The following is a 26,360-nucleotide window of genomic DNA, read 5'->3' on the forward strand; positions in this document are numbered from 1 at the left end:
ATGAAATCATTTTTTAAAACATATTGGACCTATTTTGTTTCTTTCATCATTCCTTTAGTAATTATGACTGGAGTATACCTAACTCAAGGTATCTACTGGAATAGCGATACATCTCCACTATTAGGAGATGGTTTTCATCAATACGTTATTTTTGATGTGGCTTTACGGAATATTCTACATGGAAATGGTAGTTTGTTTTACACCTTTACAAGTGGTCTCGGACTGAATTTCTATGCTCTATCTAGTTATTACTTGGGTAGTTTTCTTTCACCCCTTGTTTACTTTTTTAATCTGTCAAATATGCCAGATGCTGTCTATCTGACCACTCTCTTAAAATTTGGATTGATTGGTCTGTCAACATTCTTTAGTTTGAATAGATTATTTAAAGATATCCCAAAATTTTTAAAACTTACCTTATCTACTTCCTATGCTTTAATGAGCTTCACTGTCAGTCAGTTAGAGATAAAAACCTGGTTAGATGTTTTTATCTTGATTCCTTTAATTATAACTGGTTTACACCTACTTATAACACAAAAGAAGCGCCTACTATACTTTACAAGTTTGTCAATCTTATTTATTCAAAATTATTATTTTGGGTATATGACAGCATTGTTTCTTATTTTCTGGTATCTCTGCCAAATTTCTTGGGACTTTAAAACTCGAAAATCATCTTTTCTTGATTTTGTTGTTACCTCCTTTTTAGCTGGAATGGCTAGTTTGATTATGACTCTTCCTACACTGTTTGATTTACAAACTCATGGGGAGAAGTTAACTGCCATCACAAAATTAAAAACAGATAGTAGCTGGTATCTGGATATTTTCGCAAAACAATTCATTGGATCTTTTGATACAACTAAGTATGGATCTATACCAATGATTTTTGTTGGATTGCTTCCTTTTATTTTGACCATTCTATTTTTCACAATAAAATCCATAAAGTTTCACGTGAAACTTACCTATGCAATTTTTTTCACTTTTTTAATAACAAGCTTTTATATAGAGGCCCTCGATTTATTTTGGCAAGGGATGCATACCCCAAATATGTTTTTACATCGCTATGCTTGGATCTTTTCTACTCTGTTAATTTATACTACAGCAGAAGTCTTAAATCGCCTGAAAGAACTGAAACTCTGGAATCTATTTGTCTCACTTTTTCTTGTACTAACAGGATTTTTGGCTACTGTCTATTTTAAATCACACTATTCTTTTTTAACTGATTTGAATATCCTACTCACTCTTGAATTTCTACTAGTTTATGCTCTTTTACTTCTTACAGTCATTAAAAAATTTATCTCTGTAAATCTATTTGCAATCCTTTTGTCTTTATTTATAACAGCTGAGATAAGCTTAAATGCTTCATCTCAAATGGAAGGAATAGCTAAAGAATGGGCCTTTGCTTCTCGTAACGCCTATAATAGAGATATCACCGCTATGGAATCCATTCTAACCCAAATTGACAATCCATTTACACGTACTGAAAAACTGCAAATTCAGACTGGAAATGACAGTATGAAATTTAACTACAATGGAATCTCTCAATTTTCGTCTGTACGAAATCGCTCAGCTAGCACTAGTTTAGATAAACTGGGATTCAAATCCTCTGGAACCAACCTCAATCTCCGTTATGCAAATAACAGCCTTTTAGCAGACAGTTTATTTGGAATCCAGTACAATATTTCTGAAACTTCACTTGATAAGTATGGCTTTCAAGAGATTTATCAAAAGGATCATTTAACCTTATATAAAAATCAACTCTCTTTACCCATTGCCTTTGCCACTCAATCTATTTACACTGATGTAAACTTTAACAATCACACTCTAGATAATCAGGCTTTATTTATAAACCAGCTTGCTAATCTCAACTTAGATTACTTCTCCCAAATAACATATGATAAAACAGATAATTCTGAAGGTTTAACCAGCATCACAGGTTCTGCGAATGAAGATGCAAAGATTGATTATCAAATTGAGGTTCCTCAAAATAGTCAAGTATATCTCTCTTTTTCAAATCTTCATTTTACAAACGATAAGCAAAAGAAAGTTGATATCCTTGTCAATGGTGAAAAGAAGACTTTTACAACTGACAATGCTTTTAATTTCTTTAATTTGGGTTATACTGAGGAACAAAAAACTTTCAATATCAGTGTTAGTTTCCCTGGAAATTCTCAGGTGTCATTTGAATCTCCAACCTTCTATCGTTTAGATACTCAGGCTCTTACTGAAGCAATCCAAAAAATTAAAGAACAACCTGTAGAAGTATCCACCTCTAAAAATAAAGTCTTTGCTACATATGAAGTAAAACAAGATACCTCTATTTTCTTCACTATTCCTTATGACAAAGGTTGGTCTGCATACCAAGATGGGAAAAAACTTGAAATCAAGCAGGCTCAGACTGGTTTTATGAAGGTTGATGTTCCAAAAGGAAAAGGAACCATTACGCTTTCCTTCATTCCCAATGGTTTTGTTATTGGAGCAGTCTGCTCAGTAACTGCCCTTATTCTTTTTGGGATCTATAATCACAGACAAAATTTATCTAAGACTGAAAAAGATTGACCAAAGAATTGGTCAATCTTTTTAATCTTCTTCCATTTTCTTAGGTTGATAAGCTAGAATACCTAAAGCTGTAAAGAAAGCTAGTGTTATAATAAGGAAAATCACTTGGTGATGAATATTTCCTGTCATAGAGATTGTTTGTCGTAAACCTGATACAGAGTAACTCATTGGTAACCAAGGATTGATACCTTTGAAGAAATCATTTGTCAATGCAAGAGGATAGGTCCCCGCACTTGATGCTAACTGTAATAATAGTAAAACAAGAGAGAAGAATGCTCCTAAACGGCTATTCCAAGTTGTTAAAGCTGTAACCATAGACATGAATGCTAAACTTGTGATTATAATCAGAATCAAGGTCCTCATCTCATGGTTCGCAGTCAATCCAATAAGATGGACACCTCCATAAACTAAAACACCTGCTAAAACAGCTATAATCCCATTTATTTCAGAACGAGACTTCAACCAAGCCCAACGACTCTCTGGATGACGTCCAGAAGGCAACTTAGCAAAAATCATATTGGTAGATATAGCAGCAACAAAAAGAGCAACTGATATCATATAAGGAGCCATGGCAATCCCATTTACAGGAACTTGGTCGTTATCTGTTTTTGAGAGAACTAGAGGTTCAGATAATGTTTCTGCATTTTTAGATTCTGTTGAAGCTGATTTGAGTTGATTATTCGCATTGCCTAGTCCTTGTCCTAATGAATCAACTCCTGTCTGTAAATCTTCAAGACTAGAGGTTAAGGTTGTTCCACCATCTGCTAGTTTTCCAGCACCATCTGCAATCTTCATAGCGCCACTTCCTAGTTGGGATGCTGCAGAAAGTAACTGTGTTGATTTGTCTGTTAATTGACCAGAGCCAAATTGTAATGTGGTAAGACCTGCTATCAGCTCTGGGCTCTTATTATTCAATTGAGCAGAACCAGTTGACAAGCTTTCTATACCTGATACTAATTCTGGAGTTTTTCCAGCTAACGCATCTACTCCAGCTGTCAAGCTTGATGTATTTTCTGTCAACTTACTTGATCCAGAAACTAATTGATCCAGACTAGTTGTTAAACTTGCATTCTTTTCACTTAGTTGATTAGCACCTATAGAAATAGTATCCAGTACTTTAGTATAGTTTACAACTCCCTTTTCAATTGACTGACTTCCAGGAACTAACTGATTGTCTACAGTAGTTTGAAATTTTGTAAATCCATTTGACAATGTTGTCAAGGAGCTAGATGCTGCAGGTAAGAGTTGATTTGCTTTCGTCTGCACATCAGATAAATTAGATACTTGTTGTTCTGAATTCTCTATACTTTCTTTCAATCCTCCTACTGTCGTTAAAATTGTTTTTGCTGACTCAATAGTAGAATTAGAATTTTTAGAAATAGCTTCTGTCAGTTCTTTCTTTTGTTCCTCTGTAAGAGATTGATAAGTAGCTGTTGATTGAAGGTTAGCAAGAGTTTTCTCTTGTTCTGTCTGACTTTTGGTCACAATATCCTGTGCAAGAGTTGTTAGATTTGGTAAAGCTTCTGACAATATACTTTTCAGTTGAGTATTATCTGATATTGTCAGAGCTTGTAGTGTTTTATTTAGTTCTCCTAAACTTGTTGCCAATTGCGCTATTTCTTCATTTTGTTGAGATGAGGACTCTAATTGGCTTGAAATTTCTTTAATACCAGTATTTAATTGCTCCATTCCATCTCTTAGTGTATCTGATTGATTGGATAATTGACTTGTTCCGTTAGAAAGTTCTTTCACACTACTTGTATATACATTTACACCAACTGAAAATTGATTGAGACCTGTATCCAGTTGTGAAACGCCACCTGTATAAGACTTTATACCTGTATTTAGCTGATTTACACCTGTCACCAACTCAGGAGTTTTTGAAGCTAATTGACCAAGTCCAGTGTCAACTTGTGAGACAGCATTTGTATAACTTTGTAAACCACTATTAAAAGTTCCTAAACCAATATGTAATTGCTCTATAGCAGACACATAGCTAGATAAGCCTTTTGTAAATTGATCCGCTCCATTTGAAAAAGTTACAGTTGAATTAGCTAGAGTATTAAGATTTGTCGTCAACGTTTGACTTCCCGTCACCAACTGATCGGCTCCATTAGCCAATTGTTCACTTCCATCAACTGCTTTATTTATTCCAGACTTCAAATCATTCATTTTTTGGAATAGTGCCTTGGTATATGTTTCAGTTACATTCGTAGAGACGGTTTGTTTTAATTGCGTCATTGCAGAATCACTCATCTTACTTGCAATAAAGCTATGCCCACTTGACGTCTGATAATCAATCTGCATCTGTTCAGGATGATTCGTTAGGATAGAAGTAGCTTTTTCAGATAAGTCACTTGGTAATGTTACCACCATATAGTAGTCACCATCTTCTAGTCCTTTTTCCCCTTCCTCTTCATTAACAAAGTGAAAATCTAAAGCCTTATTTTCTTTTAAATTAGACACCATGTCTTCACCAATTGTCATTGTCTGTCCATTATAAGAAGCTTCCTTATCTTTATTGACAACTGCCACAGGTAACTCCGATACTTGACCATATGGATCCCACATGGACGATAAAAAAATGATATTATATAAAGCTGGAATGAGAGAAATCCCTATCATTACAATGATAAAGGTCGGTTTTTTAAATATTGCTTTCCATTCTTTAAACATGTTTCCTCCTTTTTTAAACATATTGTCTAAAATTTTGATATAATAGATTATACAGAAAAAAATCTAAATTACAAGGTAAAAAATACTTTTTTAGACATATAGTCTATTTTTGTATACTAGGAGGAATTATGAAAGAAAGTAACAAACGCTTAAAAACAAAACGAATTATCGAAAATGCCATGGTTCAATTATTGATGGACCAGCCCTTTGATCAAATTTCTACTGTCAAGTTAGCAGAAAAAGCCGGAATTAGTCGTTCCAGCTTTTACACTCACTACAAGGATAAGTATGATATGATTGAACTCTACCAAAGTAAGTTATTTCATACCTTTGAGTATATTTTCCAAAAACATGCTCATCACAAAAGAGATGCTATTTTAGAAGTATTTCAATATTTAGAGTCTGAACCACTATTAGCTGCACTCTTATCTGAAAATGGAACAAAAGAAATCCAAAATTTCTTGAGAAATAAGCTTCACATTATGCTTAGCACCGACCTTCAGAAACGCTTTATGAAACTACAACTCAATCCAATTGAATTAGAATACAGTAGTATTTATCTAACAAATGCCCTTTTTGGTGTTTGCCAGACTTGGATTGCTCACGGAAAAAAAGAAAGTCCGCAAGAAATGACAGACTTCATTATGAAAATGTTAGGTGATATAAACTAAAAAAAGAACACCAATGGTGTTCTTTTTATCTGACTCCGCCAGTAGGACTCGAACCTACGACATCATGATTAACAGTCATGCGCTACTACCAACTGAGCTATGGCGGATAAAATAGTCCGTACGGGATTCGAACCCGTGTTACCGCCGTGAAAAGGCGGTGTCTTAACCCCTTGACCAACGGACCATCTATCTGTAGCAGATATAACCATTATATCAATTTCTTACTAATTGTCAATCACTTTTTAGTTTTTTTCTCTAGAATATCTTTTAGTTTGCGAACTTTCAAACGGGTAATCGGGCAACGATGATCTTCATAAAAGACAACTTCTAAGTTCTTTCGATCAATTTCTCTCACATTTCCCACATTGACAAGGAAAGATTTATGGGAGCAATAAAATCGCTGGGTATGTTTGTCCTTTTCCTGAATATCTGTCATAGTTCCATAGAATTCTTTTGCAAAATTCTTACCAATAATCCGAAGTTTATGAGAAACTCCTGTGGTTTCGATATACAAAATGTCATGGTAAGGAATTTTCAAATCATTTCCTTTATAGTTGTAATCAAAATAGTCTACAACATCTTCGTTTTCAAGCAGCATGCTCTTAGTGTAAAAAATACTCTGCTCGATGCGTTTTTTGAACAATTCATCATTGATATCTTTATCAACAAAATCTAGGGCTGATACCTGGTATTTGTACGTTAAGGTAGCAAATTCAGATCGGCTAGTAATAAAGACAATAATAGCATAAGGATTGTGATGACGGATAAACTGAGCCACTTCAAAGCCTTTTTTCTCGATTCCATGAATATCGATATCTAGGAAATAAAGCTGGTTTACTTCATCATTTTCGATATATTCCTTAAACTCACGAACTTTTCCTGTTGTCTTATATGAAATAGGAATATTCGATTCTTCCGAGATTTCATTTAATATTCTCTCTAGTCTCACTTGATGTTCAATAACATCTTCTAAAATTAATACTTTCATTCAAATTCCCTCTTAAATCTAATAATTTGTCTAAATGTGTTGTCTTCCATCTCTGTTTCTAAAATAATGTTGTCATACTTATCTAAAATCTCTTTGACATTATTAAGTCCTAGACCTCTATTTCTTCCCTTGGTAGAGAAACCTAAGGCAAATAGGTCCTCTGAAGGCGTCATAGTGATTTTGCATGAATTCTGGATAACTATAACTGTTTCAAAATCCATTTTAATGACTGCAACTTCCATTTGTTTCAAATAACTATCTGCAGCACCTTCAACAGCATTATTTAATAAAATGCTCATGATACGAACAAGATCAAGTAAATCTATTGACAGTCTAGTAATGATATCCTTTACTTCCAATGTAAACTCTACATCATTTTTTCGTGCATAGACAATCGATTGAGCAATTAAACTTCGTAAAGCAGAATCTTCTATATTATTTAAATCAAAGTAAGTATATTTTTCTGACCTCAATTTCTGATTTGCTTTTACTAGGACTTCATTGTAAATCCTGTTAATTTCTTGTAAATCTCCACTGTCAATCGCCATTTGCATGCTGACAAGCATCCCTGCATAATCATGACGAAAACCTCGAATTTCATTATACAACTCCACAATTTCATCAGTATAAGTCTGTAAATGTTTTTGTTCAAATTTCTTTTGTTTTAGAGCAATCTCTTTTTCAATTTGAACCTTGTGAGAATTCATTGCAAAGAAAATCAATAACAAGCAAATAAAAACAATGGTTGATAAAATACTTCCGAAGCTATTTAAATGATGAGTTGTACTTACTATATCTGAAATAAACAATAAGATATGCAAACCAAAGAAAGCAACTATTACTTTTTTTAAAAAAGGATACAGATAATCTTTATCAAAATATTTAATATCCAGATGAAAATAACGAATTATTATTAGAATAGAAAAATAAGTCATCAACAATACTACTAAAAGAAATGTACTTTTATAGTGTAATACTACTTCATCTCCTGTTATAGAAGATAAGGTTACGGATATAAAAGTATGAGTACTGTGATATAATAAAGACAGTAGTAAACTAATAAAAATAGCTTTGTATTTTTCAGACTTCTTTAACTTTCTTAAATAAAGGTACACAACCAAAGGAAATAAAAATTTAGACAAAGCAAAACTATTAGAAAATACTAGTGTAATAATTTCTTCAAGTATAAAAACTGAGATACATGTGTAACAGAAAAAAACAATTTGTTCTTTTCTATTTATTTTACAAATCCATTCATAACTTTTGCTAATGATGAGAAAATAAAAAATAGCTATCCCTAATCCAAATAAATCCATTACTCTCTACCTTTATTTCATTACTTTCTTCTTGGAAAAATAAGATTACGAATTGTTTCTGAAATTCTCCAATCTCCACCTCGAATCTCCTGCAATTCTGCCTCTGTTACTTCTTTAAATTGTTCCAACTTTACTGTATTTTTCATAATGAAATCTCCTGTATTATTTTTTCTTGTAAGTTAACTTACACACCTATTATACAAAATGAAGACCATGTAAGAAAAAATTCTTCCCAACTGTACATTTTTGCACCTGAAACGCACTTTTTTAAGAAAAAAGCTGGGATTTATCCCAGCTTCGCATCTAAAATTGATCCCAGCAGGATTCGAACCTGCGACCGTTCGCTTAGAAGGCGAATGCTCTATCCAGCTGAGCTATGAGACCTAACATGACCATTCTATCAAAAAACAAGAGCTAAGTCAATCTTCTATTTGTGGTAAGGAGAACCCTGCTGAATTGTAAAAGCACGGTAAATTTGTTCAACTAAAACCAATCTCATTAACTGATGTGGTAATGTCAGACGTCCAAAACTGACAGAAAGATTGGCCCTATTTTTTACAACAGGAGCTAGACCCAAACTTCCTCCAATGATAAAAGTAAGCGTTGAGTATCCTTTGATAGAAGCTTGCTCTAGTTGCTTACTAAATTCCTCTGAGGAGAGTGTTTTTCCTTCAATGGCTAGTACAACGACAAAGTCCCTTTCTCCAACCTTAGAAAGAATTCTTTCACCTTCTGTTTCCAAGATTTTTTGATTTTCTAATTCACTGGCTTTGTCAGGTGTCTTCTCATCAGTGAGCTCAATCATTTCTAATTTGGCGAAACGTGAAATTCGTTTGGTATATTCAGCAATACCATCTTTAAGGTATTTTTCTTTTAATTTTCCCACTGTTACAATTTTTATTTTCATTCTTCTATTCTATCATATCCACACTTCATTTCACATCTTATACACATAAAAATCATCCTAAATTTCTAGCAAATTCACAGAATAAAGCGAGTTATCCACAACTTGTGTAAAACTTTAAGCTTTTAAGTTTGGATTAAGTTAATAAGTTTATAATCTGTGTAAATAAATAACAAACGGAGGCGTTTATGAAACACTTACAAAAATTTTACAAAAAAGGAGTTAAAGTTCTTGCAATCATTCTAATAGGATTTTTAAGTGGTGCCTTAGGAAGTTTCGTAACATTACAACTTTATCAAAAACAAGGAAATCAAGCTACAAATAATAATTCTGGCACTGTCACTCAAACATCCTATAAGAATGAAAATTCAACCACTCAAGCAGTAAATAAAGTTAAGGATGCTGTTGTCTCAATCATTACTTATTCTTCTTCCAGCAGTAGACAAAGTAGTGTATTTAATGGTGATGAAACTAATTCTGATTCAGACAATCAACAAATCGCGAGTGAGGGATCAGGTGTTATCTATAAAAAAGATGATAAAGATGCCTATCTTGTAACTAATACTCACGTTATCAATGGAGCTTCAAAAGTTGATATCCGCTTAGCAGATGGTACCAAGGTTCCTGGTGAAATTGTCGGATCTGATACTTTCTCTGATATTGCTGTCGTTAAAATTTCTTCAGAAAAAGTTACAACAGTAGCAGAATTTGGGGATTCAAGTCAACTTAGTGTTGGAGAAACAGCGATTGCTATCGGTAGTCCTCTAGGTTCAGAATATGCTAATACAGTTACACAGGGGATTATTTCAAGTCTTAATCGAAATGTTTCTCTAAAATCTGAAGATGGTCAAGCTATTTCTACAAAAGCTATTCAAACAGACACTGCTATTAACCCAGGTAATTCTGGTGGTCCACTTGTAAACATTCAAGGTCAAGTAATTGGTATTACATCAAGTAAAATTGCAAGTAATGGTGGAACATCTGTAGAAGGTCTTGGTTTTGCAATTCCTTCAAACGATGCACAAAATATCATTAAACAGCTTGAAAGTGATGGTAAAGTGACTCGTCCAGCTCTTGGAATTCAAATGGTCAATCTGTCAAATGTTGGAGCTAGTGATCTTAGAAAACTTAACATTCCAAGTGGCCTCACTTCAGGTGTAGTTGTTCGATCTGTTCAAAACAATATGCCAGCAAATGGACATCTTCAAAAATACGATGTCATTACCAAAGTTGACGACAAAGAGATTGCCTCATCAACAGACCTACAACACGCTCTTTATAATCATGCTATCGGAGATACTATCAAAGTAACCTACTACCGTAACGGTAAGGAGGAAACAACCTCAATTAAACTAGATAAGAATTCTGCTGATTTAGAGTCTTAATTGACATCAGTGTAAAGAAAACTTTACAGAAAGTAAAAGATATGTTAGTGTAGAATCATGGAAAAATTTGAAATGATTTCTATCTCTGAAATACAAAAGAATCCTTACCAACCTCGAAAAGAATTTGATGCAGATAAACTAAAGGAATTAGCTCAGTCAATCAAAGAAAATGGGCTCATCCAACCAATCATCGTTCGTCAATCTCCTGTACTTGGTTATGAAATCCTTGCAGGAGAGAGACGATATCGGGCTTCTCTCTTGGCTGGTATGACCTCTATTCCAGCCGTTGTAAAGCACCTCTCAGATCAGGAAATGATGATTCAGTCAATCATTGAGAATTTGCAGAGAGAAAATTTAAATCCTGTTGAAGAAGCACGCGCCTACGAATCTTTAGTAGAAAAAGGATTTACTCACACTGAGATAGCGGATAAAATGGGGAAATCTCGTCCTTATATCACTAATTTTATTCGTTTGCTTTCCCTACCAGAATATATTTTAGATGAAGTAGAAAATGGAAAAATTTCTCAAGCTCATGCACGTTCACTAGTTGGTTTGGACAAAGAGCAACAAGATTATTTTTTTCAACTAATCAAAAATGAAGACATCTCTGTGAGAAAATTAGAAGCACTTCTTACAGATAAAAAACACAAGAAGCAAAAAAAAAGTGATTCTTTCATCAAAGATGAAGAAAATAAATTAAAAAAACTACTCGGTTTAAGTGTAGAAATTAAACTTTCAAAAAAAGATACTGGAAAGATTATTATCTCCTTTTCAAGTCAAGAAGAATACGATAGAATTATTAACAGCCTGAAATAAGGCTGTTCTTTTATTTTCTCAACCCACAAATTTATCCACCAATTTTTTTATCAAAAAGCCCACTAAATCAAGGATTTTTCTATTTATCCCCAACCTGTGGATAAATACTGCTAACATTGTGGATTCTTTTCCCCAATCTGTGGAAAAATCCTACTATCTATGGTAAAATAAGTCTAGCACTAAACTACTAAAATCATAGTAAAGGAGGAAAACTAGTTGAAAGAAAAGCAATTTTGGAATCGTATTTTAGAATTTGCTCAAGAAAGATTGACACGATCTATGTATGATTTCTATGCTACACCTGCTGAACTCATCAAAGTAGAAGAAAACACAGCTACTATATTTCTACCGAGATCAGAGATGGAAATGGTGTGGGAAAAGCAATTAAAAGATATTATTATTGCTGCTGGTTTTGAAATTTATGATTCTGAAATCAAACCTCACTATATTTTCACTAAACCTCAGAGTACAGAATCTCCTCAAGTAAATGATACGAATAGTGTCTCTACTTACGATTACACACCTGCACTACCAACGATTCCCTATTCCGAAACAGGGTTAAAAGAAAAATATACCTTTGATAACTTTATTCAAGGTGATGGGAATGTTTGGGCGGTGTCAGCTGCACTAGCTGTATCTGAAGATTTAGCTCTGACCTATAATCCTCTTTTCATCTATGGAGGACCTGGTCTTGGAAAGACTCATTTGCTCAATGCGATTGGAAATGAGATTTTGAAAAATATTCCTGATGCGCGTGTCAAATACATTCCTGCCGAAAGCTTTATCAACGACTTTCTTGAACACTTAAGACTTGGGGAAATGGAAAAGTTCAAAAAGACTTACCGTAGTCTTGATCTCTTATTGATCGATGATATCCAATCTCTCAGTGGCAAAAAAGTCGCGACCCAAGAAGAATTTTTCAATACCTTCAACGCTCTTCATGATAAACAGAAACAGATTGTTCTAACCAGTGATCGAAGTCCTAAACACCTAGAAGGACTTGAAGAGAGACTTGTCACGCGCTTTAGCTGGGGATTGACGCAAAATATCACTCCTCCTGACTTTGAGACACGTATAGCCATTCTTCAAAGTAAAACAGAGCACTTGGATTACCATTTCCAAAGTGATACTCTGGAATACTTGGCTGGCCAATTTGATTCAAATGTTCGAGAATTGGAAGGGGCAATCAACGATATCACTTTAATTGCCAGAGTAAAGAAAATTAAGGATATCACTATTGATATTGCTGCAGAAGCTATTAGAGCACGTAAGCAAGACGCCCGCCAGATACTTGTTATTCCAATTGAGAAAATTCAAACTGAAGTTGGTAATTTTTATGGAGTGAGTGTCAAAGAAATGAAGGGTACGAGACGAGTTCAAAACATCGTTTTAGCACGTCAAGTTGCCATGTACCTAGCTAGAGAACTGACAGATAATAGTCTTCCAAAAATCGGAAAAGAATTTGGCGGAAAGGATCACACCACCGTTATTCATGCCCATGCTAAAATTAAATCATTGATTGACGAAGACGATAATTTACGTTTAGAAATAGAAGCAATCAAAAAGAAAATTAAGTAGGTTGTGGATAACTTTTCCTTTCTTATCTTTTTTATCCACATTTTTTAAACAAGCTTATAAGCTTAAGTTTACTAAATAGCACCCAGTTTTCCACAGAATTCACAGACTCTATTATTACTATTAACTTTCTAATACTAAAAATAAATAAAGGAGAATCCATGATTCATTTTTCAATCAATAAAAATTTATTTCTACAGGCCTTAAATACTACAAAACGAGCAATAAGCTCTAAAAATGCTATTCCAATTTTATCAACAATCAAAATTGACGTTACCAATGAAGGAATTACTTTAATTGGATCAAACGGTCAAATTTCTATTGAAAATTTCATTTCTCAAAAGAATGAAGATGCTGGTCTCTTGATAACTTCTTTGGGTTCGATTCTTCTAGAAGCTTCTTTCTTTATCAATGTTGTATCCAGTCTTCCAGATGTAACCCTAGATTTCAAAGAGATTGATCAAAAACAAATTGTCTTAACCAGTGGCAAATCAGAAATTACCCTAAAAGGAAAAGATAGCGAACAATACCCACGAATCCAAGAAATTTCAGCAAGCACACCTTTGGTTCTTGAAACCAAACTACTTAAGAAAATTATCAATGAAACAGCTTTTGCTGCAAGTACGCAAGAAAGTCGTCCAATTTTGACTGGTGTCCATTTTGTTTTGAGCCAACACAAGGAACTAAAAACAGTTGCGACAGACTCACACCGCCTTAGCCAGAAGAAATTGACTCTTGAAAAAAATGGTGATGATTTCGATGTAGTAATTCCTAGTCGCTCTCTACGTGAATTTTCAGCTGTATTTACGGATGATATTGAAACAGTGGAGATTTTCTTTGCCAATAATCAAATCCTCTTTAGAAGCGAAAATATTAGTTTCTATACTCGTCTCCTAGAAGGTAATTATCCTGATACAGATCGCTTGATTCCAACAGACTTTAACACTACAATTACTTTTGATGTGGTTAATTTGCGTCAATCTATGGAGCGTGCACGTCTCTTATCAAGTGCGACTCAAAATGGTACTGTGAAGCTTGAAATTAAAGGTGGAGTTGTTAGTGCCCATGTTCACTCTCCAGAAGTTGGTAAAGTAAACGAAGAAATCGATACGGAGCAGGTGACTGGTGATGATTTAACTATTAGTTTCAACCCAACTTACTTGATTGATTCCCTCAAGGCTTTAAATAGCGAAAAGGTAACTATTAGTTTTATCTCAGCTGTTCGTCCATTTACTCTTTTGCCAGCAGATACTGACGAAGACTTCATGCAGCTCATCACACCAGTTCGTACAAACTAAGAGAAAGAGGCTGAGCCTGGCTCGCCTCTTTTATGATATAATCAAAAAAGAAAAGGAGAGTAGTATGTATCAAGTTGGAAATTTTGTTGAAATGAAAAAACCTCATGCTTGTATAATTAAGTCAACAGGAAAAAAAGCCAATTGTTGGGAAATCACACGTGTAGGGGCAGATATCAAAATCAAATGTAGCAATTGTGACCACCTTGTTATGATGAGTCGCTATGATTTTGAACGAAAAATGAATAAGATTATTGACTAAGAACCCTTAGTTAGAGGGTTAGCAAGTTTTCCCTTTTTGTGTTATAATGTTAGGGATTGAAATGAGAACGGAGAATGAGAAACTATGGCTTTAACAGCAGGTATCGTTGGTTTGCCAAACGTTGGTAAATCAACCCTTTTTAATGCAATTACAAAAGCAGGAGCAGAGGCGGCAAACTACCCATTTGCGACTATTGATCCAAATGTTGGGATGGTAGAAGTTCCAGATGAACGCCTACAAAAACTAACGGAAATGATCACACCTAAAAAGACAGTTCCAACAACCTTTGAATTTACAGATATTGCAGGGATTGTAAAAGGAGCATCAAAAGGAGAAGGTCTAGGAAATAAATTTTTGGCCAATATTCGTGAAGTAGATGCGATTGTTCACGTAGTTCGTGCTTTTGATGATGAAAATGTGATGCGTGAGCAAGGACGTGAAGACGCCTTTGTGGATCCACTTGCAGATATTGATACCATTAACCTGGAGTTGATTCTTGCTGACTTAGAATCAGTCAATAAACGCTACGCGCGTGTAGAAAAGATGGCACGTACGCAAAAAGATAAAGAATCAGTAGCAGAGTTTAACGTCCTTCAAAAGATTAAGCCTGTTCTTGAAGATGGAAAATCAGCTCGAACTATTGAATTTACAGATGAGGAACAAAAGGTTGTCAAAGGTCTCTTCCTTTTAACCACTAAACCAGTTCTTTATGTTGCCAATGTGGATGAGGATGTAGTTTCAGATCCAGATTCTATCGATTATGTGAAGCAAATTCGTGAATTTGCAGCGACAGAAAATGCAGAGGTAGTTGTTATTTCCGCGCGTGCTGAGGAAGAAATTTCTGAGTTAGACGATGAGGATAAGCAAGAGTTTCTTGAAGCACTTGGCTTGACAGAATCAGGTGTTGATAAATTGACTCGAGCTGCTTACCACTTGCTTGGACTTGGAACTTACTTTACAGCTGGTGAAAAAGAAGTCCGTGCTTGGACCTTTAAGCGTGGTATGAAAGCTCCTCAAGCAGCTGGTATTATTCACTCAGACTTTGAAAAAGGTTTTATTCGTGCAGTAACCATGTCATATGAGGATCTAGTGAAATACGGATCTGAAAAGGCTGTAAAAGAAGCTGGGCGCTTGCGTGAAGAAGGAAAAGAATATATCGTTCAAGATGGGGATATCATGGAATTCCGCTTTAATGTTTAATAACATTTAATAAATAGTATCAATTAGGTTGGAAAAAAATTCCAACCCTTTTGGCTTTTGAAAGGAAAATAAATGACCAAATTACTTGTAGGATTAGGAAATCCAGGGGATAAATATTTTGAAACCAAGCACAATGTTGGCTTTATGTTGATTGACCAATTAGCTAAAAAACAAAATGTCACTTTTACACATGATAAGATATTTCAAGCTGACCTAGCATCTTTTTTTCTTAATGGTGAAAAAATTTATCTTGTCAAACCAACGACCTTTATGAATGAAAGCGGAAAAGCGGTTCATGCTTTATTGACTTACTATGGTTTGGATATTGAAGATTTACTCGTTATTTACGACGACCTTGACATGGAAGTTGGAAAAATTCGTTTAAGAGCAAAGGGCTCAGCAGGTGGTCATAATGGGATCAAATCTATTATTCAACATATAGGTACTCAGGTCTTTAACCGTGTTAAAATAGGTATAGGAAGACCTAAAAAAGGTATGTCAGTGGTTCACCATGTTTTAAGTAAGTTTGATCAGGATGACTATGTAGGTATTTTACAGTCAATTGACAAGGTTGACAATGCTGTAAACTACTATTTACAAGATAAAAACTTTGAGAAAACAATGCAGAGGTATAATGGTTAAATGGTGACTTTATTAGATTTATTCTCAGAAAATGACCAGATAAAAAAATGGCATCAAAATCTGACAGATAAGAAAAGACAACTAATACTAGGTCTGTCAACTTCTACCAAGGCTCTTGCAATTGCGAGTAGTCTAAAAAAAGAAAATAAGATTGTATTATTGACATCGACTTATGGAGAAGCAGAAAGAATTATCAGTGATCTTCTTTCTATCTTAGGAGAGGAACTTGTCTATCCTTTTTTGGTCGATGACTCTCCTATGGTAGAGTTTTTGATGTCTTCACAAGAAAAAATCATTTCGCGAGTTGAAGCCTTGCGTTTTTTAACTGATTCATCTAAGAAAGGGATTTTAGTTTGTAATATCGCAGCGAGTCGATTGATTCTACCTTCTCCGGCTAGATTTAAAGAAAGTATTATAAAAATTGCAGTCGGTGAAGAATATGATCAACATGACCTTCTCCACAAATTAAAGGAAATAGGCTATCGCAAAGTTACGCAAGTACAAACTCAAGGTGAGTTTAGTATTCGAGGAGATATTTTAGATATTTTTGAGATGTCTCAGTTAGAACCTTTTCGAATCGAGTTTTTTGGTGATGAAGTAGATGGAATTCGGACTTTCGAAGTAGAAACACAATTATCAAAAGAAAATCAAACAGAACTTACCATCTTTCCAGCAAATGATATGCTCTTGAGGGAAAAGGACTATCTACGAGGTCGGTCTGCTTTAGAAAAGCAAATTTCCAAGACCTTATCACCAATTTTAAAATCATATTTGGAAGAGATTTTGTCAAGTTTTCATCAAAAACAAGTACATTCAGATAGTCGAAAGTTTTTGTCCTTATGTTATGATAAAACATGGACTGTATTTGATTATATTGAAAAAGATACACCAGTATTCTTTGATGACTATCAAAAATTGATGAATCAGTATGAAGCCTTTGAAAGAGAATTAGCACAATACTTTACAGAAGATTTACAGAATGGTAAATCATTTTCTGGGATGCAGTATTTTGCAGATACAGAGCAAACCTATAAAAAACAAAGTCCAGTTACCTTTTTCTCCAATCTGCAAAAGGGCTTAGGAAATCTTAAGTTTGATCACATTTATCAATTTAATCAATACCCCATGCAAGAGTTTTTTAATCAATTTTCATTTTTAAAAGAAGAAATTGAGCGATACAAAAAAATGGACTACACTATTATTTTGCAGTCTAGCAATTCAATGGGAAGTAAGACGTTGGAGGATGTTTTAGAGGAATATCAGATCAAATTGGATTCCAGAGATAAGTCAAGTATCTGTAAAGAATCTGTAAACTTGATTGAGGGTAATCTAAGACATGGTTTTCATTTTGTAGATGAAAAAATTCTCTTGATTACTGAACATGAGATTTTTCAAAAGAAATTAAAACGTCGGTTTAGAAGACAACATGCTTCAAATGCAGAGCGATTAAAAGATTATAATGAACTTGAAAAAGGGGACTACGTTGTTCACCATATCCATGGAATTGGTCAATATTTAGGAATCGAAACAATTGAAATCCAAGGTATTCACCGTGATTATGTCAGTGTACAGTATCAAAATGGTGACCAAATCTCCATCCCAGTAGAGCAGATTCAGTTACTGTCTAAATATGTTTCAAGTGATGGGAAAGCGCCAAAACTTAATAAATTAAATGATGGTCATTTCAAAAAGGCCAAGCAAAAAGTTAAGAACCAAGTAGAGGATATAGCTGACGATTTAATCAAGCTTTATTCTGAGCGTAGTCAGTTGAAGGGGTTTGCTTTCTCAGCTGATGATGATGAGCAACATGCTTTTGATGATGCTTTCCCTTATGTTGAAACAGATGATCAACTTCGCAGTATTGAGGAAATCAAGAGAGATATGCAGGATTCTCACCCCATGGATCGACTTTTGGTTGGAGATGTTGGTTTTGGGAAGACTGAAGTAGCAATGCGTGCTGCTTTTAAGGCAGTCAATGATCACAAACAGGTGGTCGTTCTAGTTCCAACGACGGTTTTAGCGCAACAGCACTATACGAATTTTAAGGAACGATTCCAAAATTTTGCTGTTAATATTGATGTGTTGAGTCGCTTTAGAAGTAAAAAAGAGCAGGCAGAAACACTTGAAAAATTAAAGAATGGTCAAGTTGATATTTTGATTGGAACGCATCGTGTTTTGTCAAAAGATGTGGTGTTTTCTGATTTGGGCTTGATGATTATTGATGAAGAGCAGCGATTCGGGGTTAAGCATAAGGAAACTTTGAAAGAACTAAAAAAACAAGTAGATGTTCTAACCTTGACAGCAACGCCAATCCCTCGTACTCTCCACATGTCTATGCTGGGAATTCGAGATTTGTCTGTTATTGAAACTCCTCCAACCAATCGCTATCCTGTTCAAACCTATGTATTAGAGAAGAATGATAGTGTCATTCGTGATGCTGTCTTGCGTGAAATGGAGCGTGGAGGTCAACTTTACTATCTTTACAATAAAGTTGACACGATTGACCAGAAGGTTTCAGAATTACAGGAGTTGGTTCCAGAGGCTTCGATTGGGTATGTTCATGGACAAATGAGTGAAATTCAGTTGGAAAATACTCTACTTGATTTCATTGAAGGTCAGTATGATATTTTGGTGACGACTACTATTATTGAGACAGGGGTAGACATTCCAAATGCCAATACCTTATTTATTGAAAATGCAGATCATATGGGCTTGTCAACCTTGTATCAATTAAGAGGAAGAGTTGGTCGTAGCAATCGCATTGCTTATGCCTATCTTATGTATCGTCCAGAAAAATCAATTAGTGAAGTCTCTGAGAAGAGATTAGAAGCGATTAAGGGATTTACAGAATTAGGCTCAGGATTTAAGATTGCTATGCGAGATCTTTCGATTCGGGGAGCAGGAAATCTCCTAGGAAAATCGCAGTCTGGTTTCATTGATTCTGTTGGTTTTGAATTGTATTCACAGTTATTAGAGGAAGCTATTGCTAAACGGAACGGTAATGGGAATAAAAGAACCAAAGGAAATGCTGAGTTGATTTTACAAATTGATGCTTATCTTCCTGATACTTATATTTCTGACCAACGACATAAGATTGAAATTTACAAGAAAATTCGTCAAATTGACAATCGTGTCAACTATGAAGAACTACAAGAAGAATTGATGGATCGATTTGGAGAATACCCAGATGTAGTAGCCTACCTTTTAGAGATTGGTTTGGTTAAGTCATATTTGGACAAGGTCTTTGTAGAACGTGTGGAAAGAAAAGATAACAAGATTACAGTTCAATTTGAAAAAGTCACTCAACGACTATTCTTGGCTCAAGATTATTTTAAAGCCTTATCTGCAACGAACTTAAAAGCAGCTATAGCTGAGAATAAGGGATTAATGGAAGTTGTATTTGATGTCCGAAACAAGAAGGATTATGAAATTTTAGAAGGTTTGTTGATTTTTGGAGAAAGTTTATTAGAGATAAAAGAATCAAAGGAAGCAAATCCCATTTAACATTTTTCTTCTATAAAAAGGATAAAAATGGTACAATAATAATTTGAGGTAATAAAAATGAGATTAGACAAGTATTTAAAAGTATCACGAATTATTAAGCGCCGCACAGTCGCAAAAGAAGTAGCAGATAAAGGTAGAATCAAGGTGAACGGAATATTGGCCAAAAGTTCAACGGATTTGAAAGTTGATGACCAAGTTGAAATTCGCTTTGGAAATAAGTTGTTGCTTGTTAAAGTACTAGAAATGAAAGATAGTACAAAAAAAGAAGACGCAGCAGGCATGTATGAAATTCTCAGTGAAACACGGGTAGAAGAAAATGTCTAAAAATATTGTACAGATGAATAATTCTTTTATTCAAAATGAACATCAACGTCGTCGTTATCTGATGAAGGAGAGACAAAAGAGGAATCGTTTTATGGGTTGGGTCCTTATTTTGATGATCTTGTTGTTTATTTTACCAACTTATAACTTGGCTCAAAGCTATGATCAGTTACTGCAACGCCGCCAGCAATTGACAGAGTTGAAAGAGCAGTACCAAACTCTTAGTGACGAAAAGGATAAAGAATCTGCTTTTGCTGCAAAGTTAAAAGATGAAGACTATGTAGCAAAATATGCGCGCGCCAAGTACTATTACTCAAAGAAACGAGAAGCAATTTACACAATTCCTGATTTGCTTCCGAGGTAATGTCATGGAAAATTTATTGGAAGTTGTTGAGCAATTTTTAAGTTTATCAGATGAAAAATTAGAGGAATTGGCAGCTAAAAACCATTTATTACGATTACAAGAAGAAAGGGAAGAGAAGAATGCGTAAGTTCTTAGTAGTTTTATTGCTACCTGCTTTTATCATAACCTCAAGAGTAGTTAGCACAGAAAAACAGCTTCCTTACTCTTCGCAAGAAATTTATTATCTAACTGAGTCTGATTATGGATTCTACTATAAAGAAACTCTGGAATCCCCAATGGTATATGGAGAAACAGCCGTCTATGCTAATGAGGATCTTGTCAAGGAGTCTGGTAAATTGACTCCTGGAACCACCTTTAAAATAGTAGAATGGCGTTTGAATAGACAAGGTGTTCCTGTTTTTAAATTAGATAATCACCAGTTTATCCTTGCAGATAAGCGCTTGGTCTATGATCAAAGTCAAGTTCAAACTCAAAATAGACAAGTATGGTTGGAGCCAGGGTTTGTTATCTATAACAGTCCCTATGATGCGAAAGAAATTTCTTCATCCCTCTCTCCCTATCAACGCGTAACGGTGGATAGAGCTCTCTTTGCTGAGGGACAAGAATTTCTTCATATCGATCAAGTTGGGTGGGTATCAAAAGAGTTCACCTCAGAAGAAGACAATCGCATCCAGAAGGTTCAAGAAGTTTTATCAAACAACTATCAGAATGAAAATTATTCCATTTATGTTAAACAATTGAGTACAGGTAAAGAGGCTGGGGTGAATGAAGACAGCAAACTCTATGCAGCTAGCATCTTGAAACTAGCCTACCTTTATTACGCTCAAGATAAGATAAATCAAGGGGAATATACGCTAGACAGTAGCTTCAAGTATATCCCGGAAGTAAATAGTTTCCCTGGGTCCTATAAACCAGAAGGTAGTGGTAGCTTACCTAAAAAAGAAGATAACAAAGAATACAGTCTTCAACAGTTAATTACCAAGGTAACAAAAGAGTCTGATAATGTTGCTCATAATATTTTAGGTTATTACGTGACCAATCAATCTGACGGGGCTTTTAAAGAAAAAATGTCCACCATTATGGGCGAAGATTGGGATGTGAATGATAAACTGACTTCTTCAAAAATGGCTGGAAAAGTCATGGAAGCTATTTATAATCAGAATGGTTTTGTCCTAGAGTCTCTAAGTAAGACTGATTTTGACAACCAAAGAATCGCAAAAGGTGTTTCGGTTAAGGTAGCTCATAAAATTGGAGATGCCGATGAGTTTAAACATGACACTGCCATTGTTTATACGGATTCTCCTTTCGTTCTTTCCATTTTCACCAAAAATTCTGATTATGATACTATTGCTAAGATAGCTAAGGATGTCTATGAGGTTCTAAAATGAGGGACCAGGATTTTTTAAATCATTTTCTCCGAAAAGAGTATTTCAAAAAACATTCTAAAGTCGTATTAGCTTTGTCTGGCGGACTGGACTCAATGTTTTTATTCCAGCTATTGTCTACTTATCAAAATGAGTTAGAAATTGAGTTGATTTTAGCACATGTCAATCACAAGCAGAGAAGGGAATCTGACTGGGAGGAAAATGAACTAAGGAAGTTAGCTGATGCAGCTGAACTTCCTATTTATATCACAAGCTTCTTAGGAGACTTTTCAGAAGCGCGTGCTCGAGAGTTTCGTTATGATTTTTTTAGGAAAATCATGAAAGAGATTGGAGCGACTGCCTTGGTTACTGCCCACCATGCAGATGATCAAGTTGAAACGATTTTGATGCGCTTGATTCGAGGAAGTCGGCTCCGTTATTTAACAGGAATAAAAGAAAGTCAAGTAGTTGATGGAATTGAAATCATTCGTCCCTTGTTGCATTTTCATAAAAAGGATTTTCCACCAATTGTTCATTTTGAAGATCAAACAAATCAGGAAAATACCTATTTTCGCAATCGCATTCGAAATAGGTATTTACCAGAGCTTGAAAAAGAAAATCCTCGTCTTAAATCCGCCCTTTTAGATTTAGGAAGGGAAATTTCAGATTACCAAGCAACAATAACGGAGCTATCGAAACAAATTGATGTGGAAGATTTGAATGAGCTATTTTCATACTCTCAACAAACTCAAGGAATCTTGCTCCAAAACTATCTTAATCAATTTCCAGACTTAAATCTGACGAAGGCTCAGTTTGATGAAGTTCGACAGATTTTAACAACGAAAAGCCAGTATCGTCATTCTCTTAAAAATGGCTACGAATTGATAAAAGAGTATCAGAATTTTCGAGTTTGTAAAATCAGTCCTCAGGCCGATGAAAAGGAAGATGAACTTGTGTTACACTATCAAAATCAAGTTCGATATAAGGGCTATTTATTTTCCTTTGGCATCCCTATTGAAGGGGATTTTGTTCAAAAAGTAACGGTTTCACGGGAAACATCTGTACATATTAGATGTCGAAAACCTGGCGACGTTATTACCCTAAATGGTCATCGAAAGAAACTGAGACGCTTATTTATAGATTTGAAAATCCCTATTGAAAAACGAAAAACAACCCCTATTATTGAGCAATTTGGAGAAATTGTCTCAATTTTAGGAATTGCGACCAGTGATTTGAGTAAAAACACGAAAAATGATATAATGAACACTGTGATTTATATAGAAAAAATAGATAGGTAAAAAGATGTTAGAACACGATATTAAAAAAATCCTCGTTTCACATGATGAAATTACAGAAGCAGCTAAAAAGCTAGGTGCGCAACTAACAAAAGAATATGAGGGGAAAAATCCAATTCTTATTGGAATTTTGAAAGGATCGATTCCTTTTATGGCTGAATTGGTCAAACATATTGATACGCATATCGAGATGGACTTCATGATGGTATCTAGTTACCATGGTGGAACAGCAAGTAGTGGTGTCATCAATATCAAGCAAGACGTGACTCAAGATATCAAAGGAAGACATGTTTTATTTGTAGAGGATATCATCGATACAGGTCAAACTTTGAAGAATTTGAGAGATATGTTTATTGCAAGAGAAGCAGCTTCTGTTAAAATCGCGACTTTGTTGGACAAACCAGAGGGACGTGTTGTTGAAATTGAAGCGGATTATACTTGTTTTACTATTCCAAATGAGTTTGTAGTAGGTTATGGTTTGGACTATAAAGAAAATTATCGTAACCTTCCTTATGTCGGAGTATTGAAAGAAGAAGTTTATTCAAATTAGAAAGATTTATCTTTAATGAAAAAACAAAATAATGGTTTAGTTAGAAATCCATTTCTATACTTGTTAATTATCTTCTTCCTAGTGACAGGATTCCAGTATTTTTACTCTGGAAATACTGCTGGACGAAGCGAAAAAATTAACTATACAGAACTGGTAAAAGAAATTACTGCAGACAATGTAAAAGAATTAACCTATCAGCCAAATGGTAGCATCATTGAAGTGTCTGGTGTTTATAAAAATCCTAAGACTAGTAAAGAAGAAACGGGAATTCAATTTTTCACTCCTACAGCTACAACAGTAGAAAGATTCTCAAGTACTATTCTTCCGTCTGATTCAACAGTTTCAGAATTGCAAAAACTTGCTTCTGAACATCAGGCAGAAGTAACAGTCAAACATGAGAGTTCAAGCGGTATGTGGATCAATATCCTTGTCTCTGTTGTGCCATTTGCTATTCTTTTCTTCTTCTTATTCTCTATGATGGGAAATATGGGAGGAAATAGTGGCCGAAATCCAATGAGTTTTGGACGTAGCAAGGCCAAAGCTGCTAACAAAGAAGATATCAAGGTACGATTTTCAGATGTTGCAGGTGCCGAGGAAGAAAAACAAGAATTAGTTGAAGTTGTTGAATTCCTAAAAGATCCAAAACGATTTACCAAACTTGGTGCGCGTATTCCTGCGGGTGTTCTTTTAGAGGGACCTCCGGGAACAGGTAAGACCTTACTTGCTAAGGCGGTTGCTGGAGAAGCAGGAGTTCCATTCTTTAGCATCTCAGGATCGGACTTTGTAGAAATGTTTGTCGGAGTTGGGGCTAGCCGAGTTCGTTCACTTTTTGAGGATGCAAAAAAAGCAGCGCCAGCCATCATCTTTATCGATGAAATTGATGCCGTTGGTCGCCAACGTGGTGTCGGTCTTGGTGGAGGTAATGATGAACGTGAACAAACCTTGAACCAACTCTTGATTGAGATGGATGGTTTTGAGGGAAATGAAGGAATTATTGTTATCGCTGCGACGAACCGTTCAGATGTTCTAGATCCAGCTCTTCTCCGTCCAGGACGTTTTGATAGAAAAGTCTTAGTTGGTCGCCCTGATGTTAAAGGTCGTGAAGCAATCTTGAAAGTTCACGCTAAAAATAAACCTCTGGCAGACGATGTGGATTTGAAACTAGTTGCCCAACAAACTCCAGGTTTTGTGGGAGCTGACTTGGAAAATGTTCTAAATGAGGCAGCCTTGGTTGCAGCCCGTCGCAACAAGTCAGTCATTGATGCTTCAGATATTGATGAGGCAGAAGACAGAGTGATTGCTGGACCATCTAAGAAGGATAAAACAGTATCACAAAGAGAACGGGAATTGGTTGCTTATCATGAGGCTGGACATACTATTGTTGGTTTAGTCTTGTCAAATGCCCGTGTTGTTCATAAAGTTACCATTGTACCACGTGGACGTGCAGGTGGTTACATGATTGCGCTTCCGAAAGAGGATCAAATGCTTCTATCTAAGGAAGACATGAAAGAACAATTAGCAGGTTTGATGGGTGGTCGTGTAGCTGAAGAGATTATCTTTAATGTCCAAACGACAGGAGCTTCAAATGACTTTGAACAAGCTACACAGATGGCGCGTGCAATGGTCACTGAATACGGTATGAGTGAAAAACTTGGCCCAGTTCAATACGAAGGTAATCATGCTATGTTTGGTGCACAAAGTCCTCAAAAATCAATTTCAGAACAAACAGCCTATGAGATTGACGAGGAAGTTCGTTCATTATTAAATGAGGCACGAAACAAAGCAGCTGAAATCATCCAATCAAATCGTGAAACTCATAAGTTGATTGCAGAAGCATTGTTGAAATACGAAACATTAGATAGTACACAGATTAAATCTCTTTACGAAACAGGGAAAATGCCTGAGACAGTAGAAGAGGAATCCCATGCACTATCTTATGATGAAGTAAAATCAAAAATGAGTGAAGAAAAATAAATTTAGAGAGGTTCAACCTCTCTTTTATGTTCTAATGTGATGGCTACCGAGCGGATGCCTTGATAGTTGACCCTCCTCGTACAGGCTTAGATGATAAGCTGTTGGAAACCATTCTGACCTATGTTCCAGACAAAATGGTCTATGTATCCTGCAATGTTTCGACCTTAGCGCGAGATTTGGTTAAACTAGTAAAAGTCTATGACCTCCAGTATATCCAGTCGGTCGATATGTTTCCCCACACTGCACGGACAGAAGCAGTGGTTAAATTAGTGAAGAAAAGAAAAAATTAACTTCACTGAAAAAAGTCCTTGACAAAGGTAAAAAAGTAGGTATAATAGAAAGAGTTGAAAAGCTCAAGGTCCGTTGGTCAAGGGGTTAAGACACCGCCTTTTCACGGCGGTAACACGGGTTCGAATCCCGTACGGACTATGGTGTATTGCGGCTAAAAAAACTTGAAAAAAGTTTAAAAAATCTGTTGACAGAGGCAGGTAGCTGTGATATACTAATATAGTTGTCGCTTGAGAGAGATTGAGAGACAAAGACCTTTGAAAACTGAACAAGACGAACCAATGTGCAGGGCACTATAACTGAAGTTATAGTACTGAACAATGAAAAAACAATAAATCTGTCAGTGACAGAAATGAGTGAGAACTCAAACTTTTAATGAGAGTTTGATCCTGGCTCAGGACGAACGCTGGCGGCGTG

Annotated in this window: 22 protein-coding genes, 4 tRNA genes and 1 pseudogene; 19 read left to right on the forward strand and 8 right to left on the reverse strand. The window is 35.3% G+C overall.

Annotated elements, in window-relative coordinates:
• Positions 1-2,553 (forward strand): YfhO family protein, encoded by a 2,553-nt coding sequence (locus B7714_RS04190; protein ID WP_084859728.1) that lies wholly within the window; start codon positions 1-3, stop codon positions 2,551-2,553.
• Between the two features lie 21 nt (positions 2,554-2,574).
• Here the strand turns inward: B7714_RS04190 and B7714_RS04195 are convergent, their stop codons facing one another.
• Positions 2,575-5,229 (reverse strand): YhgE/Pip domain-containing protein, encoded by a 2,655-nt coding sequence (locus tag B7714_RS04195; protein WP_084859729.1) that lies wholly within the window; start codon positions 5,227-5,229, stop codon positions 2,575-2,577.
• A gap of 128 nt (positions 5,230-5,357) precedes the next feature.
• Between B7714_RS04195 and B7714_RS04200 the strand changes: the two genes are divergently transcribed.
• Positions 5,358-5,900 (forward strand): TetR/AcrR family transcriptional regulator, encoded by a 543-nt coding sequence (locus B7714_RS04200; RefSeq protein WP_084859730.1) that lies wholly within the window; start codon positions 5,358-5,360, stop codon positions 5,898-5,900.
• 33 nt (positions 5,901-5,933) lie between these two features.
• Here the strand turns inward: B7714_RS04200 and B7714_RS04205 are convergent.
• From B7714_RS04205 to rlmH, 7 genes are all read right to left on the reverse strand, one after another.
• Positions 5,934-6,007 (reverse strand) — tRNA-Asn (locus B7714_RS04205).
• A gap of 5 nt (positions 6,008-6,012) precedes the next feature.
• Positions 6,013-6,084: transfer RNA gene (locus tag B7714_RS04210), tRNA-Glu, on the reverse strand.
• Between the two features lie 51 nt (positions 6,085-6,135).
• Complete coding sequence (comE, locus tag B7714_RS04215; protein WP_045592607.1) at positions 6,136-6,888, reverse strand: competence system response regulator transcription factor ComE; 753 nt, start codon at positions 6,886-6,888, stop codon at positions 6,136-6,138.
• Positions 6,885-8,204 carry a competence system sensor histidine kinase ComD gene (comD, locus tag B7714_RS04220; RefSeq protein WP_084859731.1) on the reverse strand — a complete coding sequence of 440 codons (1,320 nt, stop codon included), beginning with the start codon at positions 8,202-8,204 and terminating at the stop codon, positions 6,885-6,887. Before comD ends, comE begins: the two co-directional genes overlap by 4 nt.
• Positions 8,205-8,224: 20 nt before the next feature.
• Positions 8,225-8,350, reverse strand: a complete 126-nt coding sequence (comC, locus tag B7714_RS04225) for a competence-stimulating peptide ComC (protein WP_000799678.1) — start codon at positions 8,348-8,350, stop codon at positions 8,225-8,227.
• A gap of 164 nt (positions 8,351-8,514) precedes the next feature.
• Positions 8,515-8,588, reverse strand: a tRNA-Arg gene (locus B7714_RS04230).
• Positions 8,589-8,631: 43 nt separating this feature from the next.
• Positions 8,632-9,111, reverse strand: coding sequence for a 23S rRNA (pseudouridine(1915)-N(3))-methyltransferase RlmH (gene rlmH / locus B7714_RS04235; RefSeq protein WP_000694219.1), 480 nt, complete (start codon positions 9,109-9,111; stop codon positions 8,632-8,634).
• Between the two features lie 185 nt (positions 9,112-9,296).
• Between rlmH and htrA the strand changes: the two genes are divergently transcribed.
• From htrA to B7714_RS04315, 17 genes and pseudogenes are all read left to right on the forward strand, one after another.
• On the forward strand, positions 9,297-10,493 hold the full coding sequence (gene htrA, locus B7714_RS04240; RefSeq protein WP_084859732.1) for a serine protease HtrA: 1,197 nt from the start codon (positions 9,297-9,299) through the stop codon (positions 10,491-10,493).
• 57 nt (positions 10,494-10,550) lie between these two features.
• Positions 10,551-11,309: a ParB/RepB/Spo0J family partition protein gene (locus B7714_RS04245; protein ID WP_084859733.1), complete on the forward strand. Its 759-nt coding sequence runs from the start codon at positions 10,551-10,553 to the stop codon at positions 11,307-11,309.
• 216 nt (positions 11,310-11,525) lie between these two features.
• The gene (gene dnaA, locus B7714_RS04250; protein ID WP_000660625.1) at positions 11,526-12,887 is read left to right on the forward strand and encodes a chromosomal replication initiator protein DnaA; all 1,362 of its coding nucleotides are present in this window, start codon (positions 11,526-11,528) and stop codon (positions 12,885-12,887) included.
• 158 nt (positions 12,888-13,045) lie between these two features.
• Positions 13,046-14,182, forward strand: a complete 1,137-nt coding sequence (gene dnaN, locus B7714_RS04255; RefSeq protein ID WP_084859734.1) for a DNA polymerase III subunit beta — start codon at positions 13,046-13,048, stop codon at positions 14,180-14,182.
• 64 nt (positions 14,183-14,246) lie between these two features.
• On the forward strand, positions 14,247-14,441 hold the full coding sequence (locus B7714_RS04260) for a DUF951 domain-containing protein (protein ID WP_084859735.1): 195 nt from the start codon (positions 14,247-14,249) through the stop codon (positions 14,439-14,441).
• Positions 14,442-14,525: 84 nt separating this feature from the next.
• Positions 14,526-15,641 carry a redox-regulated ATPase YchF gene (gene ychF, locus B7714_RS04265; RefSeq protein ID WP_001218700.1) on the forward strand — a complete coding sequence of 372 codons (1,116 nt, stop codon included), beginning with the start codon at positions 14,526-14,528 and terminating at the stop codon, positions 15,639-15,641.
• Between the two features lie 72 nt (positions 15,642-15,713).
• The gene (gene pth, locus B7714_RS04270; protein WP_084859736.1) at positions 15,714-16,283 is read left to right on the forward strand and encodes an aminoacyl-tRNA hydrolase; all 570 of its coding nucleotides are present in this window, start codon (positions 15,714-15,716) and stop codon (positions 16,281-16,283) included.
• Positions 16,284-19,787 (forward strand): transcription-repair coupling factor, encoded by a 3,504-nt coding sequence (gene mfd, locus B7714_RS04275; RefSeq protein WP_084859737.1) that lies wholly within the window; start codon positions 16,284-16,286, stop codon positions 19,785-19,787.
• A 57-nt stretch (positions 19,788-19,844) separates the two neighbouring features.
• The gene (locus tag B7714_RS04280; protein ID WP_001234975.1) at positions 19,845-20,111 is read left to right on the forward strand and encodes an RNA-binding S4 domain-containing protein; all 267 of its coding nucleotides are present in this window, start codon (positions 19,845-19,847) and stop codon (positions 20,109-20,111) included.
• Entirely contained in the window at positions 20,104-20,472 is a 369-nt protein-coding gene (locus B7714_RS04285) for a septum formation initiator family protein (RefSeq protein WP_000041922.1), read from the forward strand. Before B7714_RS04280 ends, B7714_RS04285 begins: the two co-directional genes overlap by 8 nt.
• A gap of 4 nt (positions 20,473-20,476) precedes the next feature.
• The gene (locus B7714_RS09985; RefSeq protein WP_000429343.1) at positions 20,477-20,599 is read left to right on the forward strand and encodes an SP_0009 family protein; all 123 of its coding nucleotides are present in this window, start codon (positions 20,477-20,479) and stop codon (positions 20,597-20,599) included.
• Positions 20,592-21,860 carry a serine hydrolase gene (locus B7714_RS04290; protein WP_084859738.1) on the forward strand — a complete coding sequence of 423 codons (1,269 nt, stop codon included), beginning with the start codon at positions 20,592-20,594 and terminating at the stop codon, positions 21,858-21,860. Before B7714_RS09985 ends, B7714_RS04290 begins: the two co-directional genes overlap by 8 nt.
• Positions 21,857-23,134, forward strand: coding sequence for a tRNA lysidine(34) synthetase TilS (gene tilS / locus B7714_RS04295; RefSeq protein WP_049477999.1), 1,278 nt, complete (start codon positions 21,857-21,859; stop codon positions 23,132-23,134). The genes B7714_RS04290 and tilS overlap by 4 nt, the downstream gene beginning before the upstream one ends.
• Positions 23,135-23,138: 4 nt before the next feature.
• The gene (gene hpt, locus B7714_RS04300) at positions 23,139-23,681 is read left to right on the forward strand and encodes a hypoxanthine phosphoribosyltransferase (protein ID WP_000889402.1); all 543 of its coding nucleotides are present in this window, start codon (positions 23,139-23,141) and stop codon (positions 23,679-23,681) included.
• Between the two features lie 15 nt (positions 23,682-23,696).
• Positions 23,697-25,655: an ATP-dependent zinc metalloprotease FtsH gene (gene ftsH / locus B7714_RS04305; RefSeq protein ID WP_042903093.1), complete on the forward strand. Its 1,959-nt coding sequence runs from the start codon at positions 23,697-23,699 to the stop codon at positions 25,653-25,655.
• Between the two features lie 38 nt (positions 25,656-25,693).
• Positions 25,694-25,945 (forward strand): annotated as a pseudogene (locus B7714_RS04310) (23S rRNA (uracil(1939)-C(5))-methyltransferase RlmD); the annotation flags it as partial.
• A gap of 67 nt (positions 25,946-26,012) precedes the next feature.
• A tRNA-Glu gene (locus tag B7714_RS04315) sits at positions 26,013-26,084 on the forward strand.
• Positions 26,085-26,360 lie beyond the last annotated feature (276 nt).

This window comes from Streptococcus oralis subsp. oralis, assembly GCF_002096595.1.
Taxonomy (GTDB): Bacteria; Bacillota; Bacilli; order Lactobacillales; family Streptococcaceae; genus Streptococcus; species Streptococcus oralis_D.

Bases quoted from the DNA above. Each gene is read 5' to 3' on its own strand.
- B7714_RS04190 (WP_084859728.1), top strand. From the start codon at position 1: ATGAAATCATTTTTTAAAACATATTGGACCTATTTTGTTTCTTTCATC.
- B7714_RS04195 (WP_084859729.1), bottom strand. From the start codon at position 5,229: ATGTTTAAAGAATGGAAAGCAATATTTAAAAAACCGACCTTTATCATT.
- B7714_RS04200 (WP_084859730.1), top strand. From the start codon at position 5,358: ATGAAAGAAAGTAACAAACGCTTAAAAACAAAACGAATTATCGAAAAT.
- comE (WP_045592607.1), bottom strand. From the start codon at position 6,888: ATGAAAGTATTAATTTTAGAAGATGTTATTGAACATCAAGTGAGACTA.
- comD (WP_084859731.1), bottom strand. From the start codon at position 8,204: ATGGATTTATTTGGATTAGGGATAGCTATTTTTTATTTTCTCATCATT.
- comC (WP_000799678.1), bottom strand. From the start codon at position 8,350: ATGAAAAATACAGTAAAGTTGGAACAATTTAAAGAAGTAACAGAGGCA.
- rlmH (WP_000694219.1), bottom strand. From the start codon at position 9,111: ATGAAAATAAAAATTGTAACAGTGGGAAAATTAAAAGAAAAATACCTT.
- htrA (WP_084859732.1), top strand. From the start codon at position 9,297: ATGAAACACTTACAAAAATTTTACAAAAAAGGAGTTAAAGTTCTTGCA.
- B7714_RS04245 (WP_084859733.1), top strand. From the start codon at position 10,551: ATGGAAAAATTTGAAATGATTTCTATCTCTGAAATACAAAAGAATCCT.
- dnaN (WP_084859734.1), top strand. From the start codon at position 13,046: ATGATTCATTTTTCAATCAATAAAAATTTATTTCTACAGGCCTTAAAT.
- B7714_RS04260 (WP_084859735.1), top strand. From the start codon at position 14,247: ATGTATCAAGTTGGAAATTTTGTTGAAATGAAAAAACCTCATGCTTGT.
- ychF (WP_001218700.1), top strand. From the start codon at position 14,526: ATGGCTTTAACAGCAGGTATCGTTGGTTTGCCAAACGTTGGTAAATCA.
- pth (WP_084859736.1), top strand. From the start codon at position 15,714: ATGACCAAATTACTTGTAGGATTAGGAAATCCAGGGGATAAATATTTT.
- mfd (WP_084859737.1), top strand. From the start codon at position 16,284: ATGGTGACTTTATTAGATTTATTCTCAGAAAATGACCAGATAAAAAAA.
- B7714_RS04280 (WP_001234975.1), top strand. From the start codon at position 19,845: ATGAGATTAGACAAGTATTTAAAAGTATCACGAATTATTAAGCGCCGC.
- B7714_RS04285 (WP_000041922.1), top strand. From the start codon at position 20,104: ATGTCTAAAAATATTGTACAGATGAATAATTCTTTTATTCAAAATGAA.
- B7714_RS09985 (WP_000429343.1), top strand. From the start codon at position 20,477: ATGGAAAATTTATTGGAAGTTGTTGAGCAATTTTTAAGTTTATCAGAT.
- B7714_RS04290 (WP_084859738.1), top strand. From the start codon at position 20,592: ATGCGTAAGTTCTTAGTAGTTTTATTGCTACCTGCTTTTATCATAACC.
- tilS (WP_049477999.1), top strand. From the start codon at position 21,857: ATGAGGGACCAGGATTTTTTAAATCATTTTCTCCGAAAAGAGTATTTC.
- hpt (WP_000889402.1), top strand. From the start codon at position 23,139: ATGTTAGAACACGATATTAAAAAAATCCTCGTTTCACATGATGAAATT.
- ftsH (WP_042903093.1), top strand. From the start codon at position 23,697: ATGAAAAAACAAAATAATGGTTTAGTTAGAAATCCATTTCTATACTTG.